General features: G+C 68.9%; 19 protein-coding genes, 2 tRNA genes and 2 pseudogenes. 16 read left to right on the forward strand and 7 right to left on the reverse strand.

Going from position 1 to position 24552, the window contains the following annotated elements; all coding sequences use genetic code 11:
* Positions 1–128: 128 nt before the first annotated feature.
* Positions 129–2330: a cation:proton antiporter gene (locus F7Q96_RS00990; RefSeq protein ID WP_082371878.1), complete on the reverse strand. Its 2202-nt coding sequence runs from the start codon at positions 2328–2330 to the stop codon at positions 129–131.
* Positions 2331–2597: 267 nt separating this feature from the next.
* Here F7Q96_RS00990 and F7Q96_RS00995 point away from each other — a divergent pair, with 267 nt between their 5' ends.
* Positions 2598–2948 (forward strand): H-NS family nucleoid-associated regulatory protein, encoded by a 351-nt coding sequence (locus tag F7Q96_RS00995; protein WP_053824148.1) that lies wholly within the window; start codon positions 2598–2600, stop codon positions 2946–2948.
* A 42-nt stretch (positions 2949–2990) separates the two neighbouring features.
* On the opposite strand, the gene F7Q96_RS01000 is transcribed toward F7Q96_RS00995, so the two are convergent.
* A complete protein-coding gene (locus F7Q96_RS01000) occupies positions 2991–3395 on the reverse strand; it encodes a hypothetical protein (protein WP_053824147.1) in 405 nt (134 codons plus the stop codon).
* Between the two features lie 396 nt (positions 3396–3791).
* Between F7Q96_RS01000 and F7Q96_RS01005 the strand changes: the two genes are divergently transcribed.
* Both F7Q96_RS01005 and F7Q96_RS01010 read left to right on the forward strand, forming a co-directional pair.
* Positions 3792–4223 (forward strand): VOC family protein, encoded by a 432-nt coding sequence (locus F7Q96_RS01005; protein WP_053824146.1) that lies wholly within the window; start codon positions 3792–3794, stop codon positions 4221–4223.
* A 216-nt stretch (positions 4224–4439) separates the two neighbouring features.
* Positions 4440–6980, forward strand: coding sequence for a heavy metal translocating P-type ATPase (locus F7Q96_RS01010; protein WP_390884799.1), 2541 nt, complete (start codon positions 4440–4442; stop codon positions 6978–6980).
* A 175-nt stretch (positions 6981–7155) separates the two neighbouring features.
* On the opposite strand, the pseudogene F7Q96_RS01015 reads toward F7Q96_RS01010, so the two are convergent.
* The 3 genes and pseudogenes from F7Q96_RS01015 to F7Q96_RS01025 all read right to left on the reverse strand — a co-directional run.
* A pseudogene (locus tag F7Q96_RS01015) lies at positions 7156–8262 on the reverse strand (glycosyltransferase family 39 protein); the annotation flags it as partial.
* Between the two features lie 329 nt (positions 8263–8591).
* A complete protein-coding gene (locus tag F7Q96_RS01020; protein ID WP_053824145.1) occupies positions 8592–8885 on the reverse strand; it encodes a hypothetical protein in 294 nt (97 codons plus the stop codon).
* 183 nt (positions 8886–9068) lie between these two features.
* Positions 9069–10001, reverse strand: coding sequence for an amino acid ABC transporter substrate-binding protein (locus tag F7Q96_RS01025; RefSeq protein ID WP_151021917.1), 933 nt, complete (start codon positions 9999–10001; stop codon positions 9069–9071).
* 248 nt (positions 10002–10249) lie between these two features.
* On the opposite strand from F7Q96_RS01025, the gene F7Q96_RS01030 reads away from it, so the two are divergent.
* From F7Q96_RS01030 to ampC, 10 genes and pseudogenes are all read left to right on the forward strand, one after another.
* The gene (locus tag F7Q96_RS01030; RefSeq protein WP_053824666.1) at positions 10250–11329 is read left to right on the forward strand and encodes an acyltransferase family protein; all 1080 of its coding nucleotides are present in this window, start codon (positions 10250–10252) and stop codon (positions 11327–11329) included.
* A 190-nt stretch (positions 11330–11519) separates the two neighbouring features.
* Positions 11520–12758, forward strand: coding sequence for a GTP cyclohydrolase II (locus F7Q96_RS01035; protein ID WP_053824143.1), 1239 nt, complete (start codon positions 11520–11522; stop codon positions 12756–12758).
* Positions 12759–12781: 23 nt separating this feature from the next.
* Entirely contained in the window at positions 12782–14065 is a 1284-nt protein-coding gene (locus F7Q96_RS01040) for a URC4/urg3 family protein (protein ID WP_053824142.1), read from the forward strand.
* Positions 14066–14235: 170 nt separating this feature from the next.
* Positions 14236–14886: a uracil phosphoribosyltransferase gene (upp, locus tag F7Q96_RS01045; RefSeq protein ID WP_053824665.1), complete on the forward strand. Its 651-nt coding sequence runs from the start codon at positions 14236–14238 to the stop codon at positions 14884–14886.
* A 69-nt stretch (positions 14887–14955) separates the two neighbouring features.
* Positions 14956–15633, forward strand: a pseudogene (locus F7Q96_RS01050) (TetR family transcriptional regulator C-terminal domain-containing protein); the annotation flags it as partial.
* Between the two features lie 247 nt (positions 15634–15880).
* Positions 15881–17185: an amidohydrolase family protein gene (locus F7Q96_RS01055; RefSeq protein ID WP_053824141.1), complete on the forward strand. Its 1305-nt coding sequence runs from the start codon at positions 15881–15883 to the stop codon at positions 17183–17185.
* Positions 17186–17289: 104 nt separating this feature from the next.
* Positions 17290–17376 (forward strand) — tRNA-Leu (locus tag F7Q96_RS01060).
* 797 nt (positions 17377–18173) lie between these two features.
* Positions 18174–18710, forward strand: a complete 537-nt coding sequence (locus F7Q96_RS27110; RefSeq protein ID WP_053824140.1) for a hypothetical protein — start codon at positions 18174–18176, stop codon at positions 18708–18710.
* A 74-nt stretch (positions 18711–18784) separates the two neighbouring features.
* Positions 18785–18861, forward strand: a tRNA-Arg gene (locus tag F7Q96_RS01070).
* 248 nt (positions 18862–19109) lie between these two features.
* A complete protein-coding gene (gene ampC / locus F7Q96_RS01075) occupies positions 19110–20312 on the forward strand; it encodes a class C beta-lactamase (RefSeq protein WP_151021919.1) in 1203 nt (400 codons plus the stop codon).
* A gap of 24 nt (positions 20313–20336) precedes the next feature.
* Here ampC and F7Q96_RS01080 read toward each other — a convergent pair whose 3' ends face one another.
* Together F7Q96_RS01080 and F7Q96_RS01085 are read right to left on the reverse strand one after the other, a co-directional pair.
* Positions 20337–21728, reverse strand: coding sequence for a sensor histidine kinase (locus F7Q96_RS01080; RefSeq protein WP_053824139.1), 1392 nt, complete (start codon positions 21726–21728; stop codon positions 20337–20339).
* 38 nt (positions 21729–21766) lie between these two features.
* Positions 21767–22549 (reverse strand): response regulator transcription factor, encoded by a 783-nt coding sequence (locus F7Q96_RS01085; RefSeq protein WP_151021921.1) that lies wholly within the window; start codon positions 22547–22549, stop codon positions 21767–21769.
* 745 nt (positions 22550–23294) lie between these two features.
* On the opposite strand from F7Q96_RS01085, the gene F7Q96_RS01090 reads away from it, so the two are divergent.
* From F7Q96_RS01090 to F7Q96_RS01100, 3 genes are read left to right on the forward strand one after another with little or no spacing between them, the layout of a single operon-like run.
* Positions 23295–24002 (forward strand): helix-turn-helix transcriptional regulator, encoded by a 708-nt coding sequence (locus F7Q96_RS01090; RefSeq protein ID WP_006578322.1) that lies wholly within the window; start codon positions 23295–23297, stop codon positions 24000–24002.
* 6 nt (positions 24003–24008) lie between these two features.
* Positions 24009–24227 (forward strand): EscF/YscF/HrpA family type III secretion system needle major subunit, encoded by a 219-nt coding sequence (locus F7Q96_RS01095; protein WP_082371780.1) that lies wholly within the window; start codon positions 24009–24011, stop codon positions 24225–24227.
* 2 nt (positions 24228–24229) lie between these two features.
* Entirely contained in the window at positions 24230–24538 is a 309-nt protein-coding gene (locus F7Q96_RS01100) for a DUF1039 domain-containing protein (protein WP_053824137.1), read from the forward strand.
* Positions 24539–24552: the final 14 nt, after the last annotated feature.

Below are 24552 nucleotides of genomic sequence, written 5' to 3' on the forward strand. Positions count from 1 at the left end.
CGAATGTGGAAGGGAAAGATCGGTGACACGCGCTGTGCCGCGCGTTGGGGTGGGGCGCCGTACCAGGGATGCGCGGCGCGCCAGGGGCATCAGTATACGGGCGCTGTTTGTCCTCCTGCCCAGCATGACTACCGTCCATCGATTCCCGCATCGCCCCCATCGAGGTTGGCCGGCGCGATCTCGCCCGGCGCGCGCGGTGTCGGCACCTTGGCGGGCGGCGGACGCGTGCGTGCGCCGTCGCCGAAGCTGCCGCGCAGCGGCGGCCGCGCCAGATTCGCCTCCCACGCCTGCCGGATCGCGCGCGCGATCTGGTTGTAGGCCTCGCGCGAGATCACGTTCTCCTCGCGCATCGCCTGCAGCTCGTGCTGGCCCTTGCGCAGCGCGAACAGCATCAGCATCCGTTTCTCCAGCGCGACGGTATAGCTGCCGAATTGCTCGCGCATTTCCTGCAGCGCCTGTTCGGCGGCGTGGAAGCGGTCCTCGAGCACGCCGTCGAGCACGGTGGCCATGCGTGCGCCGAACACCGGCGACAGCATCGCGCGGTTGTATTGCCGCAGCCGCTGCAGCACGGTCTGGCGCACGATCATCAGCTCGAAGCGGTCGGCCAGCACACGCGCCAGCGGCCGGTCGATCGACAGCCGCCGGTGCAGGAACAGCGCGATGCGAAAGCTCTTCTGGTAGTCGAGGATGTGGCGCGCCGCGCGGTTGTAGCCGATGCGGCCCTGTTCGCGCGCGGCGTCGATCATCTGCGCGGTGTTGCGCATCATCGCGTCCAGATTGGCGACCGACACCACGCCGTTGCCGTACTCGGGAATCAGCTCGCTCTCGCGTGTGGCCAGCGTGACCAGCCCGATCGACAGCCGCGCGCGCTCGGACAGCGCGCTGTCGAAATCGAAGTCGGCCGAGCCCAGTTCGATGTCGCGCCGGTAATGCGCGGCAACCTCGCGCGCCGCCGACGGCGGCAGAACGAAGCTGTCGGCCAGCCGGTCCAGCGCGCTTTCGACCTCTTCGGTCGACAGCCGGATCGCCTGGCGCTGCAGCGCCAGTTCCTGCGGCGACAGCGTGTCCAGTTCGAGCCGGCGGATCAGCCAGCGCAGCGTGGTGCCATTGACCAGCAGACTGACCAGCACGAAGCCCGTCGCCAGGATCGCGACGAAATGGCGCGTCTCCTGCGGCAGCGCACGGTTCTCTGCGATGCCCAGCGCGAGTACCAGCGTGACCGCGCCGCGCAGTCCGCCCCAGGCGATCGCCAGCTTGTACGCCGAATCGATCGGCGCGGACAGCCGCAGCCAGGTCAGCAGGGGCAGCAGGCCGAACAGCGTCGCCAGACGCGCCAGCAACGCCGCGGCGACCAGCGCCAGCAACAGCCAACCGTGATGCGGGGTGACGCCCTGCAGCAGCGCAGGCACCCGCACCGCGGCCAGCAGGAACACCACCGCGCCCGCGATGCCGGCGAACTGCTCCCAGATCATCCGCAGGTGCCGCCAATTGGGCGGGTTCAGCCGCGTCGGACCGAGCGCGCCGAGGGTCAGGCCGGCGCAGACCACGGCGACCACGCCGGACACATGCAGCAGCTGCTCGGCCAGCAGATAGAGCGGATAGGGCAGCGCCAGCGTCAGCGCCGCTTCGGCGACCGCAAGGCCGGCCAGCGCCGGCAGCAGCTCGGCCAGCAGGCGGCCGGCGATCAGGCCGCACACCATGCCGCCGCCAAAGGCCCAGGCCAGTTCGGTCAGGCCCGCGGCGAGCGTCGCTTCGGCGCCGTGGCCGGTCAGCATCGCGATCAGCACGCCGACCAGCGCGATCGCGGCGGCGTCGTTGAGCAGGCTCTCGCCCTCGACCAGCCGGATCAGCCGGGCCGGCGCGCCGACATCGCGAAAGATCGCGATCACCGCGGCCGGGTCGGTGGTCGCCACCACCGCGCCGAGCAGCAGGCAGACCACCAGGTTCATGCCGCTGGCCGCGGCGGTGACGACGCCGATCACGCCGGTGGCAACGACCACCGCCACCACCGCCAGCAGCAGGATCGGCGCGGCGTCCGGCAACATGCTGCGCACATCGGCGGTCAGCGCCGCATGGAACAGCAGCGGCGGCAGGAAGATCCACAGATAGGCTTCGGGCGGCAGCGACGGATCGATCAGCGGATGCAGGAAGTGCTCGGCGAACTCGGGCAGCGTGGCGTCGATCGCCACATAGCCGGCGCCGATGGCGATGCCGATCGCCGACAGCAGCGTCGATTCCGGAAACCGCAGCCTGGCCGCGGCGACCTGCACTACCGCCACGATCGCCAGCAGCGCGCCGAGCAGGATCAATACGTCGACGATGATGTTCACGGGCGCGCGCTCCTGGCGCGCGTGGCATGGCATCGGCGCAGAGGCGGGAAGGGGAACGGCGAAAACACGGAGGGAGTCCTGGCTTGCGGCGGAAGAGAGGCTCGACCTTAGCGCGAAGGCGTGGCGCAATTCAAGGTTTTGCCGCGCCGGCACGGCGTATCGGCGCCGAGCCTGTAGAATCGCGATGTTCGACCGGCACCGCCGGGTCCTTCTGTTGTCCTCCTAGCCTGTCGGCCGCCTCGGGTCGGCAGCGTGCACGAAAACGCCATGTCCGAGTTCGATGAAGCCCGACTAGCCGCGGCCGCCTGGGTGCGCGCGCAGATGGATCGTTATGGCCTGTCGCTGGACGATCTGGTGGCGGCCGGATGTTTCTCCGGCAGCGCCCGGACCGAACGCGGCCGCGCCGCCGATACGCCAACATCGGCAACCCCCGCCCCATCATCGGCAGCTCCTTCGGCTGCCGCCCCAGCCGCGAACGAATCCGCACCGCCCGAGCCCGCCGGCGTGCTCTATCGCAATGCACTGGGCCAATGCTGGGATGGCACCGGCGAAATGCCGGACTGGCTGCAGCGGGCCGTCAATGCGGGCCAGACGCCCGAGTTCTATCGCGTCAGCTGAATCGATGCCGCGGCCGCCCGGGCCGCGCGCTCGGGCTTGCGCTCAGCAGCGTGCCGGACTGGACGGAAACAGCGAGTCCGGCGTCGCGCCCGCCAGCGTGCCCAGCGGCGAACGCGGCGGCATATGGCGATACTGGCTCAGTTCCAGCCCCGGCAGCACGGCCGCGATGGCGCACATGGCCGCGCCGGGGTGCCGGGCGTGGCGTTCTTCGCCCTCGGCGGCATCGTCGTCGGCGTCCCGTTCCTTGTCCGCACCGGTGCAACCGGCCGGTTCGCGCCCTAGCAATTCCGCCTCGGCCTGCAGCTTCAGCGCCGCATGCCGGCTCATCATCGGCGTGGCCGCGGTGGTCTGCGCCGCGCCGCAAGCGGGCTTTGCCGTGCCGGCAAGCCCCGGCAGGGGCAGGGCCAGCATGGCCAGGGCGACAGACAGCAGGAGACGGTACGGCATACGGTTCACGGGCGGATCGAGCGGAGGAAAGGTCCGTGCCAAAGGCGCGTTGCGGGCGGTTGCCGGGGCCTTGTCACGGTCAGGCGGCATTGTAACTGCAGGCCCGCCGACACGGCCCTGACACGAAGATGACAATGCTGCAAGGCTGGCAGAGCCATGGCGCCGTCCCCGCGAAAGCGGGACCCGGCAGCCCCACGGCGCCCGCTTCGAGCAACGTCGCCCGATCCTCGACTGCGCGGGAACGGCGGCGGTTTGCGCGACCGCAGGGCGCGCTCCGCGGCGCATAATGACGGCGCCCTTGCGGTACCGCCGCAAGGCCCGCGGCGTCGGCGCGACGGCCACGGCGCCGCCATCCATGGATCGACACGATCGGCACGATCGACGCAGGAGACGGACATGCAGATACAGCCTTATCTCTATTTCGGCGGGCGCTGCGAGGAGGCGCTGGCGTTCTACGGCAAGGCGCTCGGCGCCAGGGTCAACATGATGATGCGGTTCAGCGAAATGCCGGCCGAGGAAGGCGGCGACGGCGACGCCCAGCCGCCGCTGCCAGCAGGCTGGGACGACAAGATCATGCATGCGAGCGTGACGGTCGGACAGAGCGAGATCCTCGCGTCCGACGGCATGCCGGGCGCGCCGCCCGAGGCCTTCGCGGGCTTCAGCCTGTCGATCGTCGCGCCGTCGCTGGACCAGGCGCGCCAGTGGTTCGACGCGCTGTCCGAGGGCGGCCGCGTGATGATGCCGATGCAGAAGACCTTCTGGTCCGAGGGCTTCGGCATGCTGCAGGACCGCTTCGGGCTGAACTGGATGGTCAATGTGACGCACTGAGGGGCGAGAGGCGGCGAGAGGCAGCGACAGGGGCGAGAGGCGGCGAGAGGCAGCGACAGGGGCGAGAGGCGGCGACAGGCAGCGACAGGGGCGAGAGGCGGCAAGAGGCGGCGGGAGGCCGGAACGCGCGGCATCGCGCTCGAACTTGAGAAATTGACCGTGCCGCGGACAGGGTGGCTTGACCCTGTAGCGGCTACAGGCTGTTCAATGGCACCGATGCCACAGCCCACGGAACCTTCGATGGCCAGACTCTCGCCGGAAGACCCATCCTCCACCAGTTCCCCCTCCAGCCCCGCCACCGGTCCCGCCTCCAGGCCGGCCTCGTGCTGCGACGCGAAAGCAGGCCCCTGCGGCGGGCCCGGGCAGCCCGACGGGCACGCCCACGATCACGCCCACGGTCACGAGCATCGCCACGGCCACGATCATGACCACGGCGATCACGGACACCAGCATCGCGGCGGCGGCGATCCTCGCCACGCCGCCCCTGCCGCCCCTGCCGCCTCTTCCTCGCTGACTTCCTCCTGCTGCGGCAGCGCCTGCGGCGCCGTCGCGATGTCATCGCCGGCAACCGAAGCCGAGGCGCCGGCCGGCACGCGGACCGCGCGCTTTCGCATCGAGGCGATGGACTGCCCGACCGAGGAGGCGCTGCTGCGCGGCAAGCTGGGCGGCATGGCGGGTGTGGCGGGACTGCAGTTCAATCTGATGCAGCGGATTCTCACCGTGCATCACACGCTCGATTCGGAGCAGCCGCTGATGGCGGCGATCGCCAGCGTCGGCATGCAGGCCGAAACGCTGGCGGCCGAAGGCGGCATGTCGCCGTCGAGCGCACAGGCCGCCCCGGCACCGGCCACGCCGTGGTGGCCGCTGGCGCTGGGCGGCGTCGCGGCGCTGGGCGCCGAGCTGGCCGAATGGTTCTCGGTGGCCACGCCATGGCTGCCGGCGGCGTTGGCGCTGGTGGCGATCGCCGTGGCCGGCTTGGGCACCTATCGCAAGGGCTGGATCGCGCTGCGCAACCGCAACCTGAATATCAACGCGCTGATGAGCATTGCCGTGACCGGCGCGCTGCTGATCGGCCATTGGCCCGAAGCGGCGATGGTGATGGTGCTGTTCGCGCTGGCCGAGCGGATCGAGGCTGCCTCGCTGGACCGCGCCCGCAACGCCATCCGGGGTCTGATGGCGATGGCGCCGGAGCAGGCCACCGTGCTGCAGCCCGACGGCGCCTGGCTGGCGGTGCCCGCGGGCAGCGTGCCGCCCGGCGCCGTCGCAAGGCTGCGGCCCGGCGAACGGGTCGCGCTCGATGGCCGGGTGCTGCGCGGCCAGTCGGCGCTGGACCAGGCGCCGATCACCGGCGAGAGCGTGCCGGTCGACAAGCAGGCCGGCGATCTGCTGTTCGCCGGCTCGATCAACCAGACCGGCGAGCTCGAATACGAAGTGACCGCGCCGGCCTCCGATTCGACGCTGGCGCGCATCATCCATGCGGTCGAGGCGGCGCAGGCCAGCCGCGCGCCGACGCAGCGCTTCGTCGACCGCTTCGCGCGCGTCTACACGCCGACGATCTTCGTCATCGCGCTGCTGGTCGCCGTGCTGCCGCCGTTGCTGACCGGTGGCGCCTGGCTCGACTGGATCTACAAGGCGCTGGTGCTGCTGGTGATCGCCTGCCCCTGTGCGCTGGTCATTTCGACGCCGGTCACCATCGTCAGCGCGCTGGCCGCGGCAGCGCGTCACGGCATCCTGATCAAGGGCGGCGTCTATCTGGAGCAGGGCAAATCGCTGCGCTGGCTGGCGCTGGACAAGACCGGCACCATCACGCACGGCCGGCCGCAGCAGATCGACTACGCGCTGCTGCCCGGCGCGCCGGCGCGCGCCCGCGCGATCGCGGCGAGCCTGGCGGCGCGTTCGGACCATCCGGTGTCGGGCGCGGTCGCCGCGGCGGCGCGGCGCGATGGCGTCGAGACGCTGGAGGTCCAGCACTTCGAGGCACTGCCCGGACGCGGCGTCGCGGGCAAGGTCGACGGCCATTCGTATTGGCTCGGCAACCATCGGCTGATCCACGAGATGGGGCTGTGCTCGGAGGCGCTGGAGGCGCGGCTGGAGGCGATCGAGCGCCAGGGCCGGACGGTGGTGCTGCTGGCGGGCGGCGAGAAGCGAGCGGGTGGTCCGGGCGTGCATGCGTTGTTCTCCGTCGCCGATACCGTCAAGCAGACGAGCCGCGACGCCGTCGCCGAGTTGCACGCGCTGGGGGTCGGCACGATGATGCTGTCCGGCGACAACCCGCATACGGCGCAGGCGATCGCGGCGGAGGTGGGCATCGACGAGGCGCGCGGCAACCAGCTGCCGCAGGACAAGGCCGAGGCCGTCGCGGCGCTGACGGCGCAGGTTTCGCAGGGCCCGAAGACGAAGGGACAAAAGCATGGCCGCGTCGGCATGGTCGGCGACGGCATCAACGATGCGCCGGCGCTGGCGCGCGCGGACATCGGCTTTGCGATGGGGGTGGCCGGCACCGACACCGCGATCGAGACCGCCGACGTCGCGCTGATGGACGACGACCTGCGCAAGATCCCGGCCTTTATCCGGCTGTCGCGCCGCACCGGCACGGTGCTGACGCAGAACATCGCACTGGCGCTGGGCATCAAGGCGGTATTCCTCGCGCTGACCGTGGCGGGGCTGGGCACGATGTGGATGGCGGTGTTCGCCGACATGGGCGCGAGCCTGCTGGTCGTGTTCAACGGGCTGCGGCTGGCGGGGCGGCTGCGCTGATGGTCCGCACCGGCCGATGCTGCCAGCCGAGAAACCGCCGCCTCAGCGCGTCCGGCCCGAGAACCCGCGTCTCGGCGCGTCGGCCGCGAAAAACCGGCGCTTCAGCGCTGCACGATCAGTTCGCCGCTGCGCCCGGGCACCGTGCCCCAGGCCAGCGGCAAATGCGGCAGGCGGGCGCGGTCGAGCTGTTCGTATAGCGCCGCCAGCCGGTGTCGCCGATGCGGTCCAGCGCGACCCCGGCCAGCATGCCCAGCGCCGGGAAGATCGGCACGATATAGCCGGGCAGCTTGGAGTTCGACAGGCTGAAGAACACGAAGATGGCGCCGGCCCAGACCAGCATCAGCAGCGCGGGACGCAGCGGGACGGCGCTTGCCGCCTGCGCGGCCTCGGCCCGCTCGCGGCGCACCGCGCGCCAGATGCCGGGCGCCAGCGCGAGCCATGGCAGGAAGCCGGCCAGCAGCAGGGGCACGAAGTACCACAGCGGACCCTGCCGATGGTGGACGCTGGTGGTATAGCGCTGCCAGTGCTCGTGGATGAAGAAGAAGCGCAGGAATTCCGGATTGCGCTCGGCGATCAGCCAGAACCACGGCACGGTGATCGCCAGCAGCAGCGCGAAGCCCGAGAACAGATGCAGCCGCCGCCACAGCGCGAAGTCGCGCGCGATCGCGGTGTAGACGACCAGCACCAGCCCGGGCAAGGCGAGTCCGATCAGGCCCTTGGTCAGGATGGCGACGCCCATCGCGGCCCAGCAGCCCAGCATCCAGCCGCGCCGTGCGGCCGGCGTGGTGTCGGGATGCTGGGCCAGCAGCATGCAGGCCAGCACGCAGGCGAGGGCGCCGGCCAACGTCATGTCCAGCGAATTGAAGTGGGCGGCGACGCTCCACATCGGCGCGGCCGCCAGCGCCAGCCCGGTCAGCCAGCCGGCGCGGGTGCCGAACCAGCGGCCGGCCGCCCACATCGACGCCAGCAGGCCGACGAAGCCGGACAGCGCCACGCACAGCCGCGCCTGCCATTCGCCGAGACCGAAGGCGGTATAGGCCAGCGCCGTGACCCACAGGTGAAACGGCGGCTTCTCGAAATACTTGACGCCGTTGTAGCGGATCGTGACCCAGTCGCCGCTGGCGAACATCTCGCGCGCGATCTCGGCATAGCGGCCTTCGTCGGAGCGCAACAGATGGCGGGCGTCCAGCGTCCCGAACCAGAGCAGGACGACATAGAGGACGACCAGGGCGATCACCGCCGCGGACAAGCCGCTGGCGTGCGTGGTCGGGGAACGGCGCATGAAACTCCTGAAACGGTGCGGCGCGGCCTCGGCCGCTTGCTGACAACCCGCGACGGAGCGCTGCGCTCCGTGTGGTGCATACGTCGCCTATGTCAACGGCGAAGTTCGCATTTTGTGCGAAAGCTATGACGCCTGATACCGAAAAATGTCCTACACGGGCCCGGCAGGCGCGCGGCGGGCGGCCCGGGACATATGTCCTGTGCTTTTTAGGTAACTTATTGACGTGCCAGAGGCGTGTCAAAACGCGCGGACGCAAAAAAACCCGCGCGCAGCGGGTTCTGGATTCGCATCGGATCGGGCCGCCCCCGGGGCTGGCCCGTGATCCGGTGTCAGTTGGCCGGCTTGGCGGGCTTGGCCTTCTTCGCCTTGTTGTGGCCGTTCTTCTTGCCTTCGTCCTGGCCCGGCGCGAGGTCGGCGCGGGTGCTCTGGTTGGCCCCCTGGCTGTAGGGATCGAACTTGTCGCCGGCTTTCGCCCCCTGGCTGTACGGGTCGAATTTCTCGCCCGCCTTGGCGCCTTGCGAGTACGGGTCGAACTGCTTCTTGCCGCCGGTGTTCTGGGCGTGCACCGCCAGCGAGGCGGTGCCGATGCACAGCGCGATGGCCGTCGCGACGAACTTGCTCATGGTGTCTCCTCGAAAGTTGCCGTCCATCGGATGGGCGGCTGACGATGGGCGGGCGTCGACACGCCGCCCGCGCCAGTGTCTCCAACCTGTCTCGCGGCTGTCAAGCGAGTCACATCGGCTGTCGGCAGCGCGCGGCGCTCATGGAAAGCGAGCATTGCCGGCGGTCGCCGCTTCGGCATGAGGCTATTCGGTCACGGCGTCGGACGGATGCTTCCACGCCTCGCGAACCTCGGCCGACGGGGTCAGCGCCAGATTGATCTGGCGTGCCCCGATCGGCTTCTGGAACCAGCGCTGCTGCAGCGTCTCGATCTGCGGACTGCCATAGACGCCGGCCAGCGTCTGGTCGACCAGGCGCTTCCATGCCGGGTCAGCCTTCGACAGCATCAGCGCGTTCTGCTCGACCGACAGCGCGGGGCCGACGATCACATATTGCGATGGATCCTTGGCGCGGGCACGCAGGCCGGCCAGCAGCACGTCGTCCATCACGAAGGCCTGGGCGCGGCCGGACTCGAGCAGCAGGAACGATTCGCCATGATCCTTGGCGTAGATGTCGCGGTAGCCGTACTGGCCCTTGAGCCGGCGCACATGGCGGTCGCCGGTCGAACCCGCGCTGGTCACCACGGTCTTGCCGCGCAGATCGTCGAGCGAATCGATGCCGGAATCGGCGCGCACCAGCAACCGCACCGTCGACACATAGTGCGAGACGCTGAACGCGACCTGCTTCTGGCGCTCCAGCGTATTGGTGTTCGGCGCGCAGTCGAGGTCGACCAGGCCATTGACAATGCCCGGGATGCGGTTCTGCGGGGTCAGCGGCATCCAGCGGACCTTCAGGTCCTTCAGGCCCAGCGCCTGGCGCGCGCCCTCGGCCGCGCGCAGGCACAGGTCGACCGCGTAGCCGGCCGGCTGGCCCTTGTCGTCGGCGAACGAGAACGGCAGCGCCGACTCGCGGTAGCCGAGCACGATGGTGCCGCTGGAGCGGATCTTGTCGAGGACCGGGCCGTGCAGCGCCTCGGCGCCGGCGGCATGCGCGACGCCGGTGCCGAGCAGAGCGGCCGCGAGCAGCGCCGGGCGGAGCGAACCAAGAGAGCGACGGAAAGAGCGGAAGGAAGACAACATGGCGGGGCGATAGAAAACAGCAAAGACCCAAGGGTATCGATAGGTTTGTCCCGGGGGAACGACAACTTCGTCATAAGTAAATACCCTAGGTCAATGTGCCGAGCCAGACGCAACGGCAGGGTACGACATGCCGATGCCTGCACGTGGCCCCGGGTACAATCGCGGGCCACGCGGTCCGGTGCCGCGCCGCGCACGGGCGCGTCGGGGCCGGGCGGCGATTTTCCTGCCTGGTTTCCGTCTTGTCCTCCATCTCTTCCCAACCCGCGCGCCTGGCCGGCATCGATGCGCTCAAGGCCGTCGGCTCGCAACTGATCGTGCTGCACCACCTGGCCTTCTACGGGCCGATGTCCGATGCGGCCCATTCCCTCGCCCCGGTCCTGATCGATTGGCTCGCCGACTACGCACGCATCGCGGTCCAGCTGTTCCTGGTGATCGGCGGCTTCCTGGCGGCACGCAGCCTGGCGCCCGACGGCCGGCTGCGCACGCCGCGGCCGCTGGCGGCGCTGCTGCGGCGCTATCGCAAGCTGGCGGTGCCGTTCGCCGCCGCGATCGGTCTGGCCATCGTCGCGGCAGCGCTCGCGCGGCAAGGCATGGACCATCCGTCGATTCCGGCGCCGCCGCAGTGGGGGCAGCTGCTGGCGCATCTGCTGCTGCTGCACGACGTGCTCGATATCGACGCGCTGTCGGCGGGCGTCTGGTATGTCGCGATCGACTTCCAGCTGTTCGCGCTGCTGTTGCTGACGCTATGGCTGGCGCGGCGTTCGCCCGCCGGCTGGCAGGTCGGCGTGGGCACGGCACTGGTGGTGACGCTCGCGCTGGCTTCGCTGTTCTGGTTCAACAGGGACGCGGACTGGGACATGTGGGCGATCTATTTCTTCGGCGCCTACGGCCTGGGCGTGCTCGGCTACTGGGCGTCGAATCCGGGACGATCGGGGTGGTGGCTGGCGGCGCTTGCCGCGGCAGGCATCGCCGCGCTGACGGTCGACATGCGTTCGCGCATCGCGCTCGCGCTGGCCGTCGCGCTGCTGCTGACGCTGGCACGGCGCGGCGGCTGGCTGGCGGCATGGCCGCGCGGCCGTGTCTTCGCCACGTTCGGCGCGATCTCGTACTCGGTGTTCCTGGTGCACTTTCCGATCTGCCTGCTGGTCAACAGCCTGTTGTCCCGGCTCGCGCCTGGCATGCCCTGGCTGAACGCCCTCGGCATGGTGCTGGCGTGGCTGGCGAGCAACGCGGCCGGTGCGCTTTTTTACCGATATGTCGAATCGCGCGACCCGTTCGCATCGCTCGGCAAGTTGTTGTTGCGCAACCGCGAGGGGCTCGCCCGCTAGCCAGCGTTGCCCGTTGGCAACATCCGGCGGCGCCGCACGATACGTGGGCGCCGCATGAACCGTTGTTGTGCCGTCTTTGGTGAGGGGGCGTACCGAAAAGGGGAAAACGCCCATACGCGCTTGGCATGGCGATTGCCTACCATCAAGGTAAACCTGACCGTTTGGTCAGGATTCACGCCTCGAGGCTGCCATGTCCGATCACATCGTCCTGACCTCGCACGCACGCCGCGACAAGCCGGCCGAGCCGATCCACTGGGGCGCGCCGACCGCGGCCGAGCGCGGGCCCGTGATCGCGACGCTGACCAATCCGGCGCACCGCAACGTGATCGGGACGCATGCCGGTGCCTACGCGGTCTATCGCGCGCTGGCAGTGGCTTCGGGCAAGCTGCAGCGCGACCATCGCCCCGACCTGACCGACACGGCGCCGGCCGAGGCGATCGGTCCGCATCCGCAATGGGGCGATCCGGACAAGATCGTGTCGCTGGACCCGTGGGGCCATCTGGTGTCGACGGTCTTCGCCGACCGCATCGCCGCCGGCGTCGATATCCGGCCCACCATCGCCATCACGCGTGCCCATATCAACATGCCGGAACTGGTGGCGGCGATCGCCGCCGGGCGGCTGATCCCCGATGGGCGGATCCTGTTCGCCAACGGCGATGTGCGGGTCACCAAGGCCGCCGTCGATCCGGTCTGGTATCTGCCCGGCATGGCGCGCCGCTTCGGCATCAAGGAAAGCGCGCTGCGCCGCGGCCTGTTCGAGCAGACCAGCGGCATGTTCCCCGAGCTGGTGACGCGGCCCGATCTGAAGGTCTTCCTGCCGCCGATCGGCGGCATGACGCTGTATTTCTTCGGCGACGTCAGCCTGCTGGGCAAGCCGCAGACGCCGGTCGCCTGCCGCGTGCACGACGAATGCAACGGCTCGGACGTATTCGGGTCTGACATCTGTACGTGCCGTCCGTATCTGGCGCACGGTATCGAGGTGTGCATCGAGATGGCCCAGCAGGGCGGCGTCGGCCTGGTGGTCTACAACCGCAAGGAAGGCCGCGCGCTGGGCGAGGTCACCAAATTCCTGGTCTACAACGCGCGCAAGCGGCAGGCCGGCGGCGACCGCGCCGAAACCTATTTCGCGCGGACCGAATGCGTGGCCGGCGTGCAGGACATGCGCTTCCAGGAACTGATGCCCGATGTCTTCCATTGGCTGGGCATCCGCCGCATCGACCGCTGGGCCTCGATGAGCAATATGAAACACGGTGCGCTGGTCGCGCAGGGAATCGAAGTGGTCGAGCAGGTGCCGATCCCCGATGCGCTGATTCCGGCCGACGCGAGGGTGGAGATCGACGCCAAGGTGGCGGCGGGCTACTTCACCCGTTACACGCCTCCGGACGCCGCCGACCTGACGGTGGCCAAGGGCAGGGGACTGGACGAATGACAGAACGAGACGATGCAGCATCGATGGGCGCGGCCGGGCAAGCCCGTGCTTCGCGCGAAGGCTGGCAAAGCTGGGTCGAACCCGATCATCCGGCTTCGGCGTTGTTGACCGCGCAGGCGGTGCGGGCGCGCTGCGCCGCGGTGACGGCCGCGGTGGCGGCCGGCGATTCGCAGTGGTTCAGCTGGCATCCCGAGCGGGTCGCTGCGATCGCCGACTATGTGGCGACCACCATCCGCTCGCGCTACCGCGATCTGCAGGTGCCTTACCACAGCCGCTGGCGCCATTTCGAAAGCGGCGGTCCGGGCGAGCTGCGCGACCGCTGGGGCATCCTGTGCGAACGCGCGGCGCTGACCGGCGACGATCATCGCGAAGAGCGCGCGCGCATCGGCATCGACCTGGTGATTCCGAGCGTGCTGCTCGACGCGGGCGCGGGCCCGGACTGGCGCTACCGCGATCCGGCCAGCGACCTGAGCCTGAGCCGCTCCGAGGGGCTTGGCGTGGCCAGCTTCGACCTGTTCGCGCGCGGCGGCTTTTCGGCGACGCCGGACGAGCCGCTGCGCTCGGATGCCGAGCGGCTGGCGCAGATCGATCCGTCGACGCTGGCCACCGCCTTCCAGGTCGCCCAGCACAATCCGCTGGTCGGGCTCGAGGGCCGCGCCGGCCTGGTGCGCCGGCTCGGCAAGGTCGCGCAGGCGACGCCGGCCGTGTTCGGCGAACCGGCCAGGCTCGGCAATCTGTTCGACTATCTGAAGGCGCATGCCAGCGAAGGGCGCATCGACGCGGCGTTCGTGCTGCGCACGCTGCTGGTCGCGCTCGGGCCCGTCTGGCCGGGACGGCTGCAGCTGGAGGGCGTCTCGCTCGGCGACTGCTGGCGCCATCCGGCCAGCCCGGACGGCCTGGTGCCGTTCCACAAGCTGACGCAGTGGCTGACCTATTCGCTGCTCGAGCCGCTCGAGGACGGCGGCCTGACGGTGACCGGGCTCGATGCGCTGACCGGCCTGCCCGAATACCGCAACGGCGGCCTGCTGTACGACTTCGAGCTGATGGTGCCGCGCGATGCCGGCTTTGCCGAGGCGGTGCATCGGGTCGACGAGCCCGCCATCGTCGAATGGCGCGCGCTGACGGTGACCGGCCTGGATCTCGTCGCCGACGCAACGCGGCAGGCGCTGGGCCTGTCGGCCGACGCCTTCCCGCTGGCGCGCGTGCTGGAGGGCGGTACCTGGGCGGCGGGCCGGCGCATCGCGGCCAAGCGCCGCCCGGGCGGCCCGCCGCCGTTCGCGATCGACAGCGACGGCACGGTGTTCTGAGTTCCAGTCCGTGCGGAGCGCGGCCGCCAGATGCCGCGCGCCTGCACGCCGTCGTTTCGCCCTGGCCGCATGCCGCCACGGCCGCATCGAGGAGTGCCAACATGACCGCCCTGTCTGCCGATCTGTCCGTCGATCCGTCCGTGGCGCTGTCCACCGGACTCCCCGCCGTCATGCCGCCCATCGCGCCGGCCGCCGCGCCGGTGATGGTGGTCGACCACCCGCTGGTCCAGCACAAGGTCACGCTGGTGCGCAGCGAGGACACCACCACCGACAACTTCCGCCGCCTGGTGCGCGAGATCGCGCAGCTGCTGACCTACGAGGCGACGCGGGATCTCGCGATGGAGACCGTGGCGATCAAGACGCCGATTGCGCCGATGCAGTCGCCGATGCTGTCCGGCAAGAAGCTGTGCCTGGTGTCGATCCTGCGCGCGGGCAACGGCTTCCTCGATGGCATGCTCGACCTGCTGCCGGCCGCGCGGGTCGGCCACATCGGCCTGTACCGCGACCCCGAAACGCTGGAGCCGATCGAGTACTACTTCAAGATGCCCGACGACATCCAGGAGCGGCTGGTGATCGTGGTCGACCCGATGCTGGCGACCGGCAATTCCGCGATCGCCGCGCTGAACCGGCTCAAGGAGGCCGGCGTCACCGCGCTCAAGTACGTGTGCCTGATCGCCTCGCGCCCGGGCTTGCGGGCCTTGCAGGCCGCGCATCCCGACGTGGCCATCGTCACCGCCGCGATCGACGAACAGTTGAACGAGCACGGCTATATCGTGCCCGGACTCGGCGATGCGGGCGACCGGCTGTACGGCACGCGCTGACGCCGCGGCGCCCGTCCCGGCCCCGCCTGTGAAGGCGCTGCCGTTGCCACCGCCACGCCGGACCGCGCCATGGACGCACTAGCTCCCGCCGCCCGCCTGCAGGCGCTGGCCGGCCGCGACGGCAACGCCGGCCGCATCCGCCAGCGCAACGAGGCGCGCATCTTGCGCGCGGCCGAAGGCGTGTTCGCGCGGGCCGGGTTCGCCGGCGCGACCATGGCGGAAATCGCCGCGCGCGCCGGCGTGCCCAAGTCCAATCTGCACTACTACTTCCGCACCAAGCAGGCGCTCTACCGCGCGGTGCTGGCCAACACGCTGCGGCTGTGGCTGTCGCAGGCGGACATCATCAGCGCCGAGCGCTCGCCCGAGGCCGCGCTCGAGCAATATATCCGTGCCAAGATGCGGCTCTCGGCACGCTATCCCGACGCGTCGCGCGTGTTTGCCAACGAGCTGCTGCATGGCGCGCCGGAAATCGGCGACGTGTTGCGCGACGCGCTGCGCAGCCTGGTGGGCCGCAAGTCCGTGGTGATACACGGCTGGATCGCCGCGGGCCGGATGGCGCAGATCGATCCGAGCCATCTGTTCTTCACGATCTGGGCCGCGACGCAAACCTATGCCGACTTCGAGGCTCAGATCTGCGCCGTGCTCGGCGTGCAGCGGCTGGAGCGGCGCGATTACGAACGCGCCACCGAGCATCTGGTCGCATTGGTGCTGCGCGGCTGCGGTCTGACGCCGCCCGCGCCGGCCGCACCGTCGCGTCGGACTAGTCGGGAGCGCGCGGCCGCAGCCGGTGCGTCGGCCGCTGCGCCGTCCGTCTCGCCTGTCTCGCCTGTCTCGCCGTCTGTGGCCCCGTCTGCGTCCCCGTCTGTGCCCCAGTCCGTCAGGCCGACGGCGGCCCGCGAACGAGGCGCGCGGCGGCGCGGCGCCTTCCAGGGCGATGCCGATCCCTTGCCTTGAGCGCGCAGGCCAACTCCCGAATGCTCCCGGAGCCCCCAACATGCTCGATCTGATCGTTCGCGACTGCAATCTGCCCGACGGCCGCACTGGCATCGACATCGGCATCGCCGACGGCCGCATCGTCGCCGTCGAGCCGGCGCTGCCGGCGCAGGCGGCCGAGCAGATCGACGCGGCGGGCCAGCTGGTGTCGCCGCCGTTCGTCGACGCGCATTTCCATCTGGACTCGACGCTGTCGCACGGACTGCCGCGCGTGAACCAGTCGGGCACCTTGCTGGAGGGCATCGCGCTGTGGGGCGAGCTCAAGCCGCAGCTGACGCAGCAGGCGCTGGTCGAGCGCGCGCTGGCGTATTGCGATTGGGCGGTGGCGCGCGGCCTGCTGGCGATCCGCTCGCATGTCGACGTCTGCGATCCGCGGCTGCTGGCGGTCGAGGCGCTGCTGCACGTGCGCGAGCAAGTGCGGCCTTACCTCGATCTGCAGCTGGTGGCCTTTCCGCAGGACGGCGTGCTGCGCAGCCCCGGTGCGCTGGACAACCTGAAGCGCGCGCTCGACATGGGCGTCCAGGTGGTCGGCGGCATTCCGCATTTCGAGCGCACCATGGCGGACGGCGCGGCGTCGGTGCGGCTGCTGTGCGAGCTGGCGGCCGAGCGCGGCCTGCCCGTCGACATGCACTGCGACGAGACCGACGATCCGATGTCGCGCCACGTCGAGACGCTGGCCGCGGAAACGGTGCGGCTCGGCCTGCAGGGCAGGGTGGCCGGCTCGCACCTGACCTCGATGCACTCGATGGACAACTACTACGTGTCCAAGCTGCTGCCGCTGATGCGCGAAGCGGGCATGGCGGCGATCGCCAACCCGCTGATCAACATCACGCTGCAGGGCCGGCACGACAGCTATCCGAAGCGGCGCGGCATGACGCGCGTGCCCGAACTGCTGGCCGCCGGCGTACCGGTGGCATTCGGCCATGACTGCGTGATGGACCCCTGGTATGGGCTCGGCTCGGCCGACATGCTCGAGGTCGCGCACATGGGCCTGCATGTCGCGCAGATGACCGGGCAGCAGGCGATGCGCGCCTGCTTCGATGCGGTCACGCAGACCCCGGCAAGAATCCTGGGTTTGCCGGACTACGGCATCGCGCCCGGTTGCCGCGCCGACCTGGTGCTGCTGCAGGCCGCCGATCCGGTCGAGGCGCTGCGGCTGCGCGCGACCCGGCTGCTGGTGATGCGCGCGGGCAAGGTCGTCGCCACCACGCCGCCGGCCACGGCCTCGCTGCGTCTGCCCGGCAGACCGGAGCGGGTCGATTTCCGCGTCGCCGGGGCGGCAGCGCAGCGCTTGGCAGCGAAGTAAATATTTTTTGCGAAAGGGTGTTGACGACCTTCGGTTCGATCTGCATAATTGCGGTCTTCGCATCGCAGCAAACGTGACGCAAGACACGGAAGCGGCGAATCGAAGCCCAGGTGGCGGAATTGGTAGACGCACTAGGTTCAGGTCCTAGCGGTGGCAACACTGTGGAGGTTCGAGTCCTCTCCTGGGCACCAAAATCCTGAAGAGAAGGCCGTTGCAAATCGCAACGGCCTTCTTTTTTTCGTCCGCGATTTTCCTTCGCGACCTCTTCCCTCCGTCGCTCTATCCTTCGCGCGCTGTCGCGCGGTCCACGCGTTCTCTCGGCCGTTCTCCGCGGCCATTCCGCGCCGCCATTCCTCGCCGCCATTCCCCGCTGCCTGTTCCCGCCGGTTCCGTATCGCGGCGCGCCGTTTCAGCAGGTGCGCATGGCCGCAGCCGCAGCGCGCGCGCCGGCATGCATCGGGTTGACGACCCTAACGGTTGCGTTGCCTTTGACCTATGCTCAGAACAAATCGGGCGCGACGACATCAGCCCGAAGGTGGTCGCCATGGACATGGTCTTGTTGTCGAGAGAGAGGAAGACCGGCGTTGCCGCTGGCCGGGCTTGCGTGGGCACCAACCATCGAAGAAGCTGCCGCTGTCGCCGATGGCGCTACGGCTCCTGCGTCGCCGTGCTGCTGAGCGCGATCGCTCAGGCCGAAAGCGGGCCCCCCGGCAGCGGGGCCGTGCCCGGCTGGCAGCCGCTGGGCGAGGAAGACGCCGCCGCGTTGCTGGCAGCGCTGGATCCGGCTCCGATGCTGCGACCCGCTCCAACCTTGTCGTCGCCTGACTCCTTCGAGTCCGCCTCTTCCACCGCGGACCCATCCGTTCCCCAGCCATCCTCTGCCGAGCCGCCAGCGCCATCGTCGCCGCCGGTATTGCTGGCCTCGTTGCCGTCCACTCCTGCCTCCGCATCGCCATCTTCCGCCGCGTCACGATCCGCGCTGGCGCAGATGGCTGCGGAGTCGGACAGCGCGATTCGCGCCGCCCTGGCCGCCGATCCCCGCGATGGCGGGCGTCGGCCCAGCTGGCTGCTGCACGCCGACGATGCCGCCTCCGGCAGCGGTTTCGTCGATACGCGCGTACGCACGCTGTCGCTGGCGCTCGACGCGGTGCTGCCGCGCAGCGGGGTCACGATCCAGCCGCGCGTGCAGCTCGCCTACCAGCCGCGCGACGATGGGCTGCCCAACCCCGCGCTGGCCGCGATGCCGGCCGACGACCGCGCGACCGGACTGGCGGTGCGGCTCTACGGTGCGCAGCCGACACGGCTGGCCGGCGTCTATCCCTTTGTCGAGGCCGACCTGTGGCAGGACAGCAGCCGCAAGACCATCAACATCAACGGCACTCGCATCGACACCGATCTGCTGCGCGGCCTGTTCTCGTTCAATATCGGCGCGCACGGCAGCACGCGCGGCGGCGTCAAAATCTGGGTCAAGGTCAAGACCGGGCGCAATGCGGGCGGCATCATCGGGGCCCGCTACCGCTGGTGAGGAAGGGGCGGAGCATCGGCGCGCAAAAAACGCTTGCGTTCCCACGCCACTGCGATACAATTGCGCCCTCGCGTGCGGCTGTAGCTCAGTTGGATAGAGTACTTGGCTACGAACCAAGGGGTCGTGGGTTCGAATCCTGCCAGCCGCGCCACCTATACGAAGGGCTTCCAGTGATGGAAGCCCTTTTTCTTTGCGCGCCGGTTTGCGTGCTTCTACGCGCCCGGTCCACGTGCCTGCGGCGCAGGCATCGACGCGCCGCGCTGTGGATCCGGTGCGGTGGCAACGCCATCGCGCTGCGCGTGACACCCGTTACAGCGCGGCTCGACACGGTGCTGCCGGCATTCCCTACACTGCCGCCATCCCGATTCCCGCGATGCCGCTCGGCCGGCATTCCCCGCCATGAAACCATCGAAGCTGTCGTTCTCCGGACCGTTGTCGCCGCGGGCCTGGCTGCGCTTCTGCGTCTGCGTCTGCGTCTGCAGCGTCAGCGTCAGCGCCAACACGTACGCTGCCGATGACGGCGAAGCGGCCAGGATCGCCGCGATCGTCGACGCCGCCGTCAAGCCCGCGATCGCGCAACATCGTCTTCCAGGCATGGCGGTCGGCGTGACCGTCGGCGGCAAGCGCTACTTCTACAACTACGGGCAGACCGCAATGCGGGGCGGCCGGCCGGTGACCAAGGAAACGCTGTTCGAGATCGGCTCGGTCAGCAAGACCTTTGCGGCCACGCTGGCCGCCTACGCCGAAGCGAGCGGCAAGCTGTCGTTGCAGGATCCGGTCAGCCGCCATATGCCCGCGCTGCGCGGTGGCACCTTCGACAAGGTCACGCTGCTCCAGCTTGGCACGCATACCTCCGGCCTGCCGCTTGCGGTGCCGGAGGGAATCCGGAGCGAGCGCGACATGGTCGAATACCTGTCGGCATGGCGGCCGCCATATCCGGTGGGCACACACCGGGTCTACTCGAACAACGGCATCGGCCTGCTCGGTGCGATTGCGGCCAACTGCCTTGGCGGCGCGTACAGCGAGCTGGTACGCACGATCGTGTTCGAGCCGCTCGGCATGAAGCACAGCTATTTCAAGGTGCCCATCGAACGGCAGGCCGACCACGCGCAGGGATATACCGCCGGCGATACGCCGATCCGGATGAAGGAGGGCTATCTATGGGAGCCGGCCTATGGCATCCGCTCATCGTCGGGCGATCTGGTCGCCTTTGTCGAAGCCAACATGCCCGGCGCCCGTATCGACGATACGCTGCGGCAGGCCATCGCGCGCACCCAGCTGCCGCGCTTTCGCGCGGGACCGATCACGCAGGATCTGGTCTGGGAGCAGTATCGCTACCCGGCGCCCCTGCAGCAGCTGCTGGCCGGCAATGCGGCGATCCTTCGCGCCGAGGCCGCGACTGCGGTCGACGCCGCGCCATCGGGGCAGCCGGCGTATCTGCACAAGACAGGCTCGACCAACGGCTACTCGGCCTATGTCGCCTTTGTGCCGGACAAGCGGATCGGCATCGTGCTGTTGGCCAACAAGGCGTATCCGGTCGATCAGCGGGTGACAATCGGCTACGAGGTGCTGTCCCGCCTCGCCGGGCCCGTCAAGCCGTAGCGTGCCGGCTTCACGCTGGCACCGTCATCGGGGCACCAGCGGAAACCGCACCCGCGCCACCACACCCGATGGCACATCGCGGCGGTTGGCGATGCTGGCATCGCCGCCGTATCGTTCGGCGATCGCCTTGACGATCGCCAGTCCGAGACCGCTGCCCTCGGTACCGTGGACGTCGGCACGGAAAAAGCGGTCGAACACGCGCGGCAGCGCCTCGGGCGCGACGCCGTTGCCGGTGTCGCGCACTTCGATGCAAGCGAGCCACTCGTCGCGATAGGCGCGCAGGTCGATGGTGCCGCCGTCGGGGGTGTACTTGATGGCGTTGTCGACCAGATTGCTCAGCGCCGTGCGCACGTCCGCCAGGTTGGCGCGCACCTCCAGGTCGTCCAGCTGCTCGACGCCCAGGTCGATGCCGTGCGCCGCCGCACGCGGCAGATGCATCTCGATGACATCGGGCACCACATCGCGAATCGCCACCGGCTGCGACGAGGCCCGCTCGGGCGGAGCGTCGGCCCGCGCCAGCCGCAGCAGCTGCGAGACCATGCGCGTGCTGCGCGCGATCACATGCTGCAGCGCGTGGTATTCGCGCAGGCTGTCCGGCTCCGCCAACGTGCGCCCGAGGTTGTCGGCCTGGATCTGCAGCGAAGTCAGCGGGCTGCGCAGTTCGTGGGCCGCATCGGCGATGAACTTCTTCTCGACCCGCAGCGATTGCGACAGCCGCGTGATCATCAGATTGATCGACTGCACCAGCGGCAGCAATTCGCGCGGCACCTTGTCGGTCGGCAGCGGCTCCAGATGGCCGATGTCGAGCCGCGCCGCGCGCTCGCCCAAGGCCCCGACGCGCCGCAGCGCGCGCTTGACCGTCACGAAGATCGCCAGCCATGCCAGCGGAATCATTGCCAGCGCGGGCGTGGCGCTGGCGATCGCGGCGTCTTCGGCAATGCGCTTGCGGGAGGCCTCGCGCTGCGCGACGTTGATGGTCCACTTCGGCCCGTGCTCGGAATATACGCGCCACCGTTCCTCGTCGACCGTCTGTGTCGAGAAGCCCGGCGGCGCCTCGCGGCCGATCGTGATCCGGTCGCTGTCCGGATGCAGCGTCGGTTCCGGCGCGCCAAGCCAGATCTGGATCACGATGCCGTCGGATGCGTCGCGATAGAGGTAGAGCGGCGTTGTCGCCCGCGTCATGTCGTCGCTGACGCGAGCCGCGACCTCCTGCAGGCGGCGGTCCAGCAATTCATGGATCTCGGAGGTGGCCAGCACATAGGTCCACGCCGTATGCAGCAAGGCGAAGATCGCGATCACGGTGCTGAGCGTCACGCTGAGCATCAGGCTCAACGAGCGGTTGCGCGATGGCGCGGCATGCGTCGCGGTCTGCGGCGCAAGGTGCGATGCCTGGTGCGGTTCGGAGCGGGCGGGCATGGGGATCTGGCCTGGTGCGCGCCGGACGGCCGCGACGTTCAGTTCGGAAGATCGTTGGGTGGGACGCTCGAGGGATCGTCGGGGAGGTTGCCTGGTGCGCTGCCATCCTGCTTGCCCGATTCGGGCATCGTGGCCGGCGTATCGCGCCTGGGCTTGTCGCCGCCCAGCAGAACGGTCCAGCCGAGGCCGCGCACATTGCGGATGGCCGACGCACCGAATTTCTTGCGCACCGAGTAGATCAGCACGTCGACGGCATTGCTTTCGACTTCCTGTCCCCAGCCATAGATCTTCTGTTCGAGTTGATTGCGCGACAGGATCGTGCCCGGCCGTTCGAGCAGCGCCAGCATCAGCGCGAATTCGCGCGCGGACAGCGTTTCGGTATGGCCATCGACCGTCAGGCTGCGCGTATCGAGGTTGAGCCGGATGGTGTCGTCGCCCAGGCTCGAGGTCGCATAGCCGGCCTTGCGCCGGAGCACCGCGCGCATGCGCGCCAGCAGCTCCGGAACCTCGAAGGGTTTCAGCACGAAATCGTCGGCGCCGGCGTCGAGCCCCTGCACCCGTGTGTCCAGGTCATCATGGGCGGTCAGGATCAGCAACGGCGTCTGATTGCCTTGTACCCGCAGTCGCCGCAGCAGATCGAGGCCGCCGATGCGCGGCAGGCCCAGGTCCAGCAGGATGATCGTGTAGGACCCGTGCTCGACCGCCTGCTGGCCGGCGACGCCGTCGCGCACCCAGTCGACGCTGCACTGCAGGTTTTCCTTCAGCGCGCGCATCAGGCTGGTGCCGATCTGCAGATCGTCCTCGATCAGAAGGATGCGCATGATTTCCGCTCGATATGCCGCCGAAAGATAAGCGGGAGAGACTTCGGCACGGTGCCGCTCCGTGAACGCGCGGACGGCCTGGCGCGCGCTGCGGCCTCACTTATACCGCCGCCGAATTCGGCAGGGAAGTGGCGCTTGTCCCCATCGGTGCGTCCTCGATGCTGTCGGCCGTGGAGTGACCGGATCTCGGCGTGGCGGTCGCTGTCCTGAATCGAAAATCGCGTGCGATTTTCTGATGTGCCGGCAGCGATGGAAGACGACACTTCGCGCCGGTCGGACCCGTTTCCGGCCTCCCCGCCTCTGCTTTGTCCGCCTGTCACAGGCGGATTTTTTTTGGCTGTGTCGTTGCCGACGGGAAGTCGCAACGCAAAGCGCGTGATCGCAAGATTCGGCCATCCGCACCCGCGATCGCGACATCTTGAACCGTGCGTTCCCGCACGCAAACCGCCGTAGGCGTCGCACACGTCGGGTTGCGAGAAAGAAGTTATAAGAAATCGATCAAGACTTTCTCTAAACGATTCGAGTAGACCCTCAAATTCTCAAAGTTCATTCGATGAATGGTTTGATATCGATGCGCTGTCCGGCGCCGCTCAACGCATCGAATCGAAGGCATCGAAACGACGCGGAACGACGCCGGACAGCGACGTCTTTCAGGTCATCACCGGATCGGTCTCCAGGTTCGGCGATGGAATGATGCAGCCACTGAGCACGAGTGTTCGAGGGAAAGATGGGGGCAGTCAAGCTAATGATCTTCAGCCGGTCCGGCCGGATCGAGTGCAACGGCGAGACGCACGAGGTGCCGGCATGCAGCCTGGTTTTCACCAACGGCAATGCGACGGCGATTCCGGCGCGCGATGGCATCGATACCTACGTCTTCCATTCAGGGGACTTCCAGGACATCTACCGCGAGCTGCATGAACTGGCGAGCCGCTACCGACGAGGCACGCAGTTCTGGCGAGAACCGGTCAAACGGATCACGGTGCCCGAGGAAACGATCAACGTGATCCGGCATCTCGGTGCCGTCGAGCCGCGCGCGATGCTGCGCTTCGCTTATGTCTACTGCATGGGAACGGAGCCGGAATACTTCTCCCGGCTTCTGCACCATCTGATCGACAGCAGCCGCGACTTCTTCGAGTTCATCGAGGAGAACAGCATGAGCGCGTGGCCGGTCACACAGTACGCCAAGGCGCTCGGCATCCCGGTACGCAAGCTGAACGTGATGTTCTACGAGAAGTTCGGCGTATCGGCCAAGAACTGGCTGCTGGAGCGCCGGCTGCAGCGGGCGAGGGAGCTGCTGTTGCTGACGTCGATGAAGGTCACCGATATCGCGCAGGAGTGCGGCTTCAACAGCCATGCGCATTTCAGCGTCAGCTTCCGCCGCCGCTACGAGGCCAGCCCTCGTCTGCTGCGGCAACACCACCAAAGTATCAACGACGCGGCAAACGAGGAATAGAAGGCGATGAGTCTGAACACAATGATCGATGGCATGGACGGTCCGGTCGCGTCCGCCGGTTTCAACATGGCCGAAGCGGTGCAGCGCGCGGTGAGCACCGGCGAGACCACCGACTTCATCCTGGCCCAGAAGATGACGGCCGCCTTTACCAACATGACCGCGCTGCAAAGCTCGATCATCAAGGCGATGCACGACACCATCGCCGGCATCATCCAGAAGATCTAGCGATGCAGCGCTTGCCAGCCGAGGTCAGGCGCCTGCTGGTCGAGCTGGCGTTCGCCGCCGGCAACCAGCGCCTGCACGGCGAGATCGACGTCTTTCTCGATACGTTGCACCTGCTGGTCGACGACGAGCAGGATCGCGCGATCTGCCGCGCGCATCTGTACATGCACAGCGGCCGGCTCGTCGAGGCGCGTGCCTGCCTGGGCGACCGCGGCGATCCGCCGGCGCTGCTGCTGGCGATGCTGATCGCGGCCCGGCGCGATGACGCCACCGCGCCCCGCGTCATCGCGCCGTCGCCCCGCACGAGGCGCTGAGCGGGCGCGCTCAC

The sequence above is a fragment of the Cupriavidus gilardii genome, assembly GCF_008801915.1.
Lineage (GTDB): Bacteria > Pseudomonadota > Gammaproteobacteria > Burkholderiales > Burkholderiaceae > Cupriavidus > Cupriavidus gilardii.

Bases quoted from the DNA above. Each gene is read 5' to 3' on its own strand.
- F7Q96_RS01055 (WP_053824141.1), top strand. From the start codon at position 15,881: ATGCTCGATCTGATCGTTCGCGACTGCAATCTGCCCGACGGCCGCACT.
- F7Q96_RS01080 (WP_053824139.1), bottom strand. From the start codon at position 21,728: ATGCCCGCCCGCTCCGAACCGCACCAGGCATCGCACCTTGCGCCGCAG.
- F7Q96_RS01010 (WP_390884799.1), top strand. From the start codon at position 4,440: ATGCCACAGCCCACGGAACCTTCGATGGCCAGACTCTCGCCGGAAGAC.
- upp (WP_053824665.1), top strand. From the start codon at position 14,236: ATGCCGCCCATCGCGCCGGCCGCCGCGCCGGTGATGGTGGTCGACCAC.
- F7Q96_RS01100 (WP_053824137.1), top strand. From the start codon at position 24,230: ATGCAGCGCTTGCCAGCCGAGGTCAGGCGCCTGCTGGTCGAGCTGGCG.
- F7Q96_RS27110 (WP_053824140.1), top strand. From the start codon at position 18,174: ATGGCTGCGGAGTCGGACAGCGCGATTCGCGCCGCCCTGGCCGCCGAT.
- F7Q96_RS01090 (WP_006578322.1), top strand. From the start codon at position 23,295: ATGATCTTCAGCCGGTCCGGCCGGATCGAGTGCAACGGCGAGACGCAC.
- F7Q96_RS01005 (WP_053824146.1), top strand. From the start codon at position 3,792: ATGCAGATACAGCCTTATCTCTATTTCGGCGGGCGCTGCGAGGAGGCG.
- ampC (WP_151021919.1), top strand. From the start codon at position 19,110: ATGAAACCATCGAAGCTGTCGTTCTCCGGACCGTTGTCGCCGCGGGCC.
- F7Q96_RS01095 (WP_082371780.1), top strand. From the start codon at position 24,009: ATGAGTCTGAACACAATGATCGATGGCATGGACGGTCCGGTCGCGTCC.
- F7Q96_RS01035 (WP_053824143.1), top strand. From the start codon at position 11,520: ATGTCCGATCACATCGTCCTGACCTCGCACGCACGCCGCGACAAGCCG.
- F7Q96_RS01040 (WP_053824142.1), top strand. From the start codon at position 12,782: ATGGGCGCGGCCGGGCAAGCCCGTGCTTCGCGCGAAGGCTGGCAAAGC.
- F7Q96_RS01000 (WP_053824147.1), bottom strand. From the start codon at position 3,395: ATGCCGTACCGTCTCCTGCTGTCTGTCGCCCTGGCCATGCTGGCCCTG.
- F7Q96_RS00995 (WP_053824148.1), top strand. From the start codon at position 2,598: ATGTCCGAGTTCGATGAAGCCCGACTAGCCGCGGCCGCCTGGGTGCGC.
- F7Q96_RS01020 (WP_053824145.1), bottom strand. From the start codon at position 8,885: ATGAGCAAGTTCGTCGCGACGGCCATCGCGCTGTGCATCGGCACCGCC.
- F7Q96_RS01085 (WP_151021921.1), bottom strand. From the start codon at position 22,549: ATGCGCATCCTTCTGATCGAGGACGATCTGCAGATCGGCACCAGCCTG.
- F7Q96_RS01025 (WP_151021917.1), bottom strand. From the start codon at position 10,001: ATGTTGTCTTCCTTCCGCTCTTTCCGTCGCTCTCTTGGTTCGCTCCGC.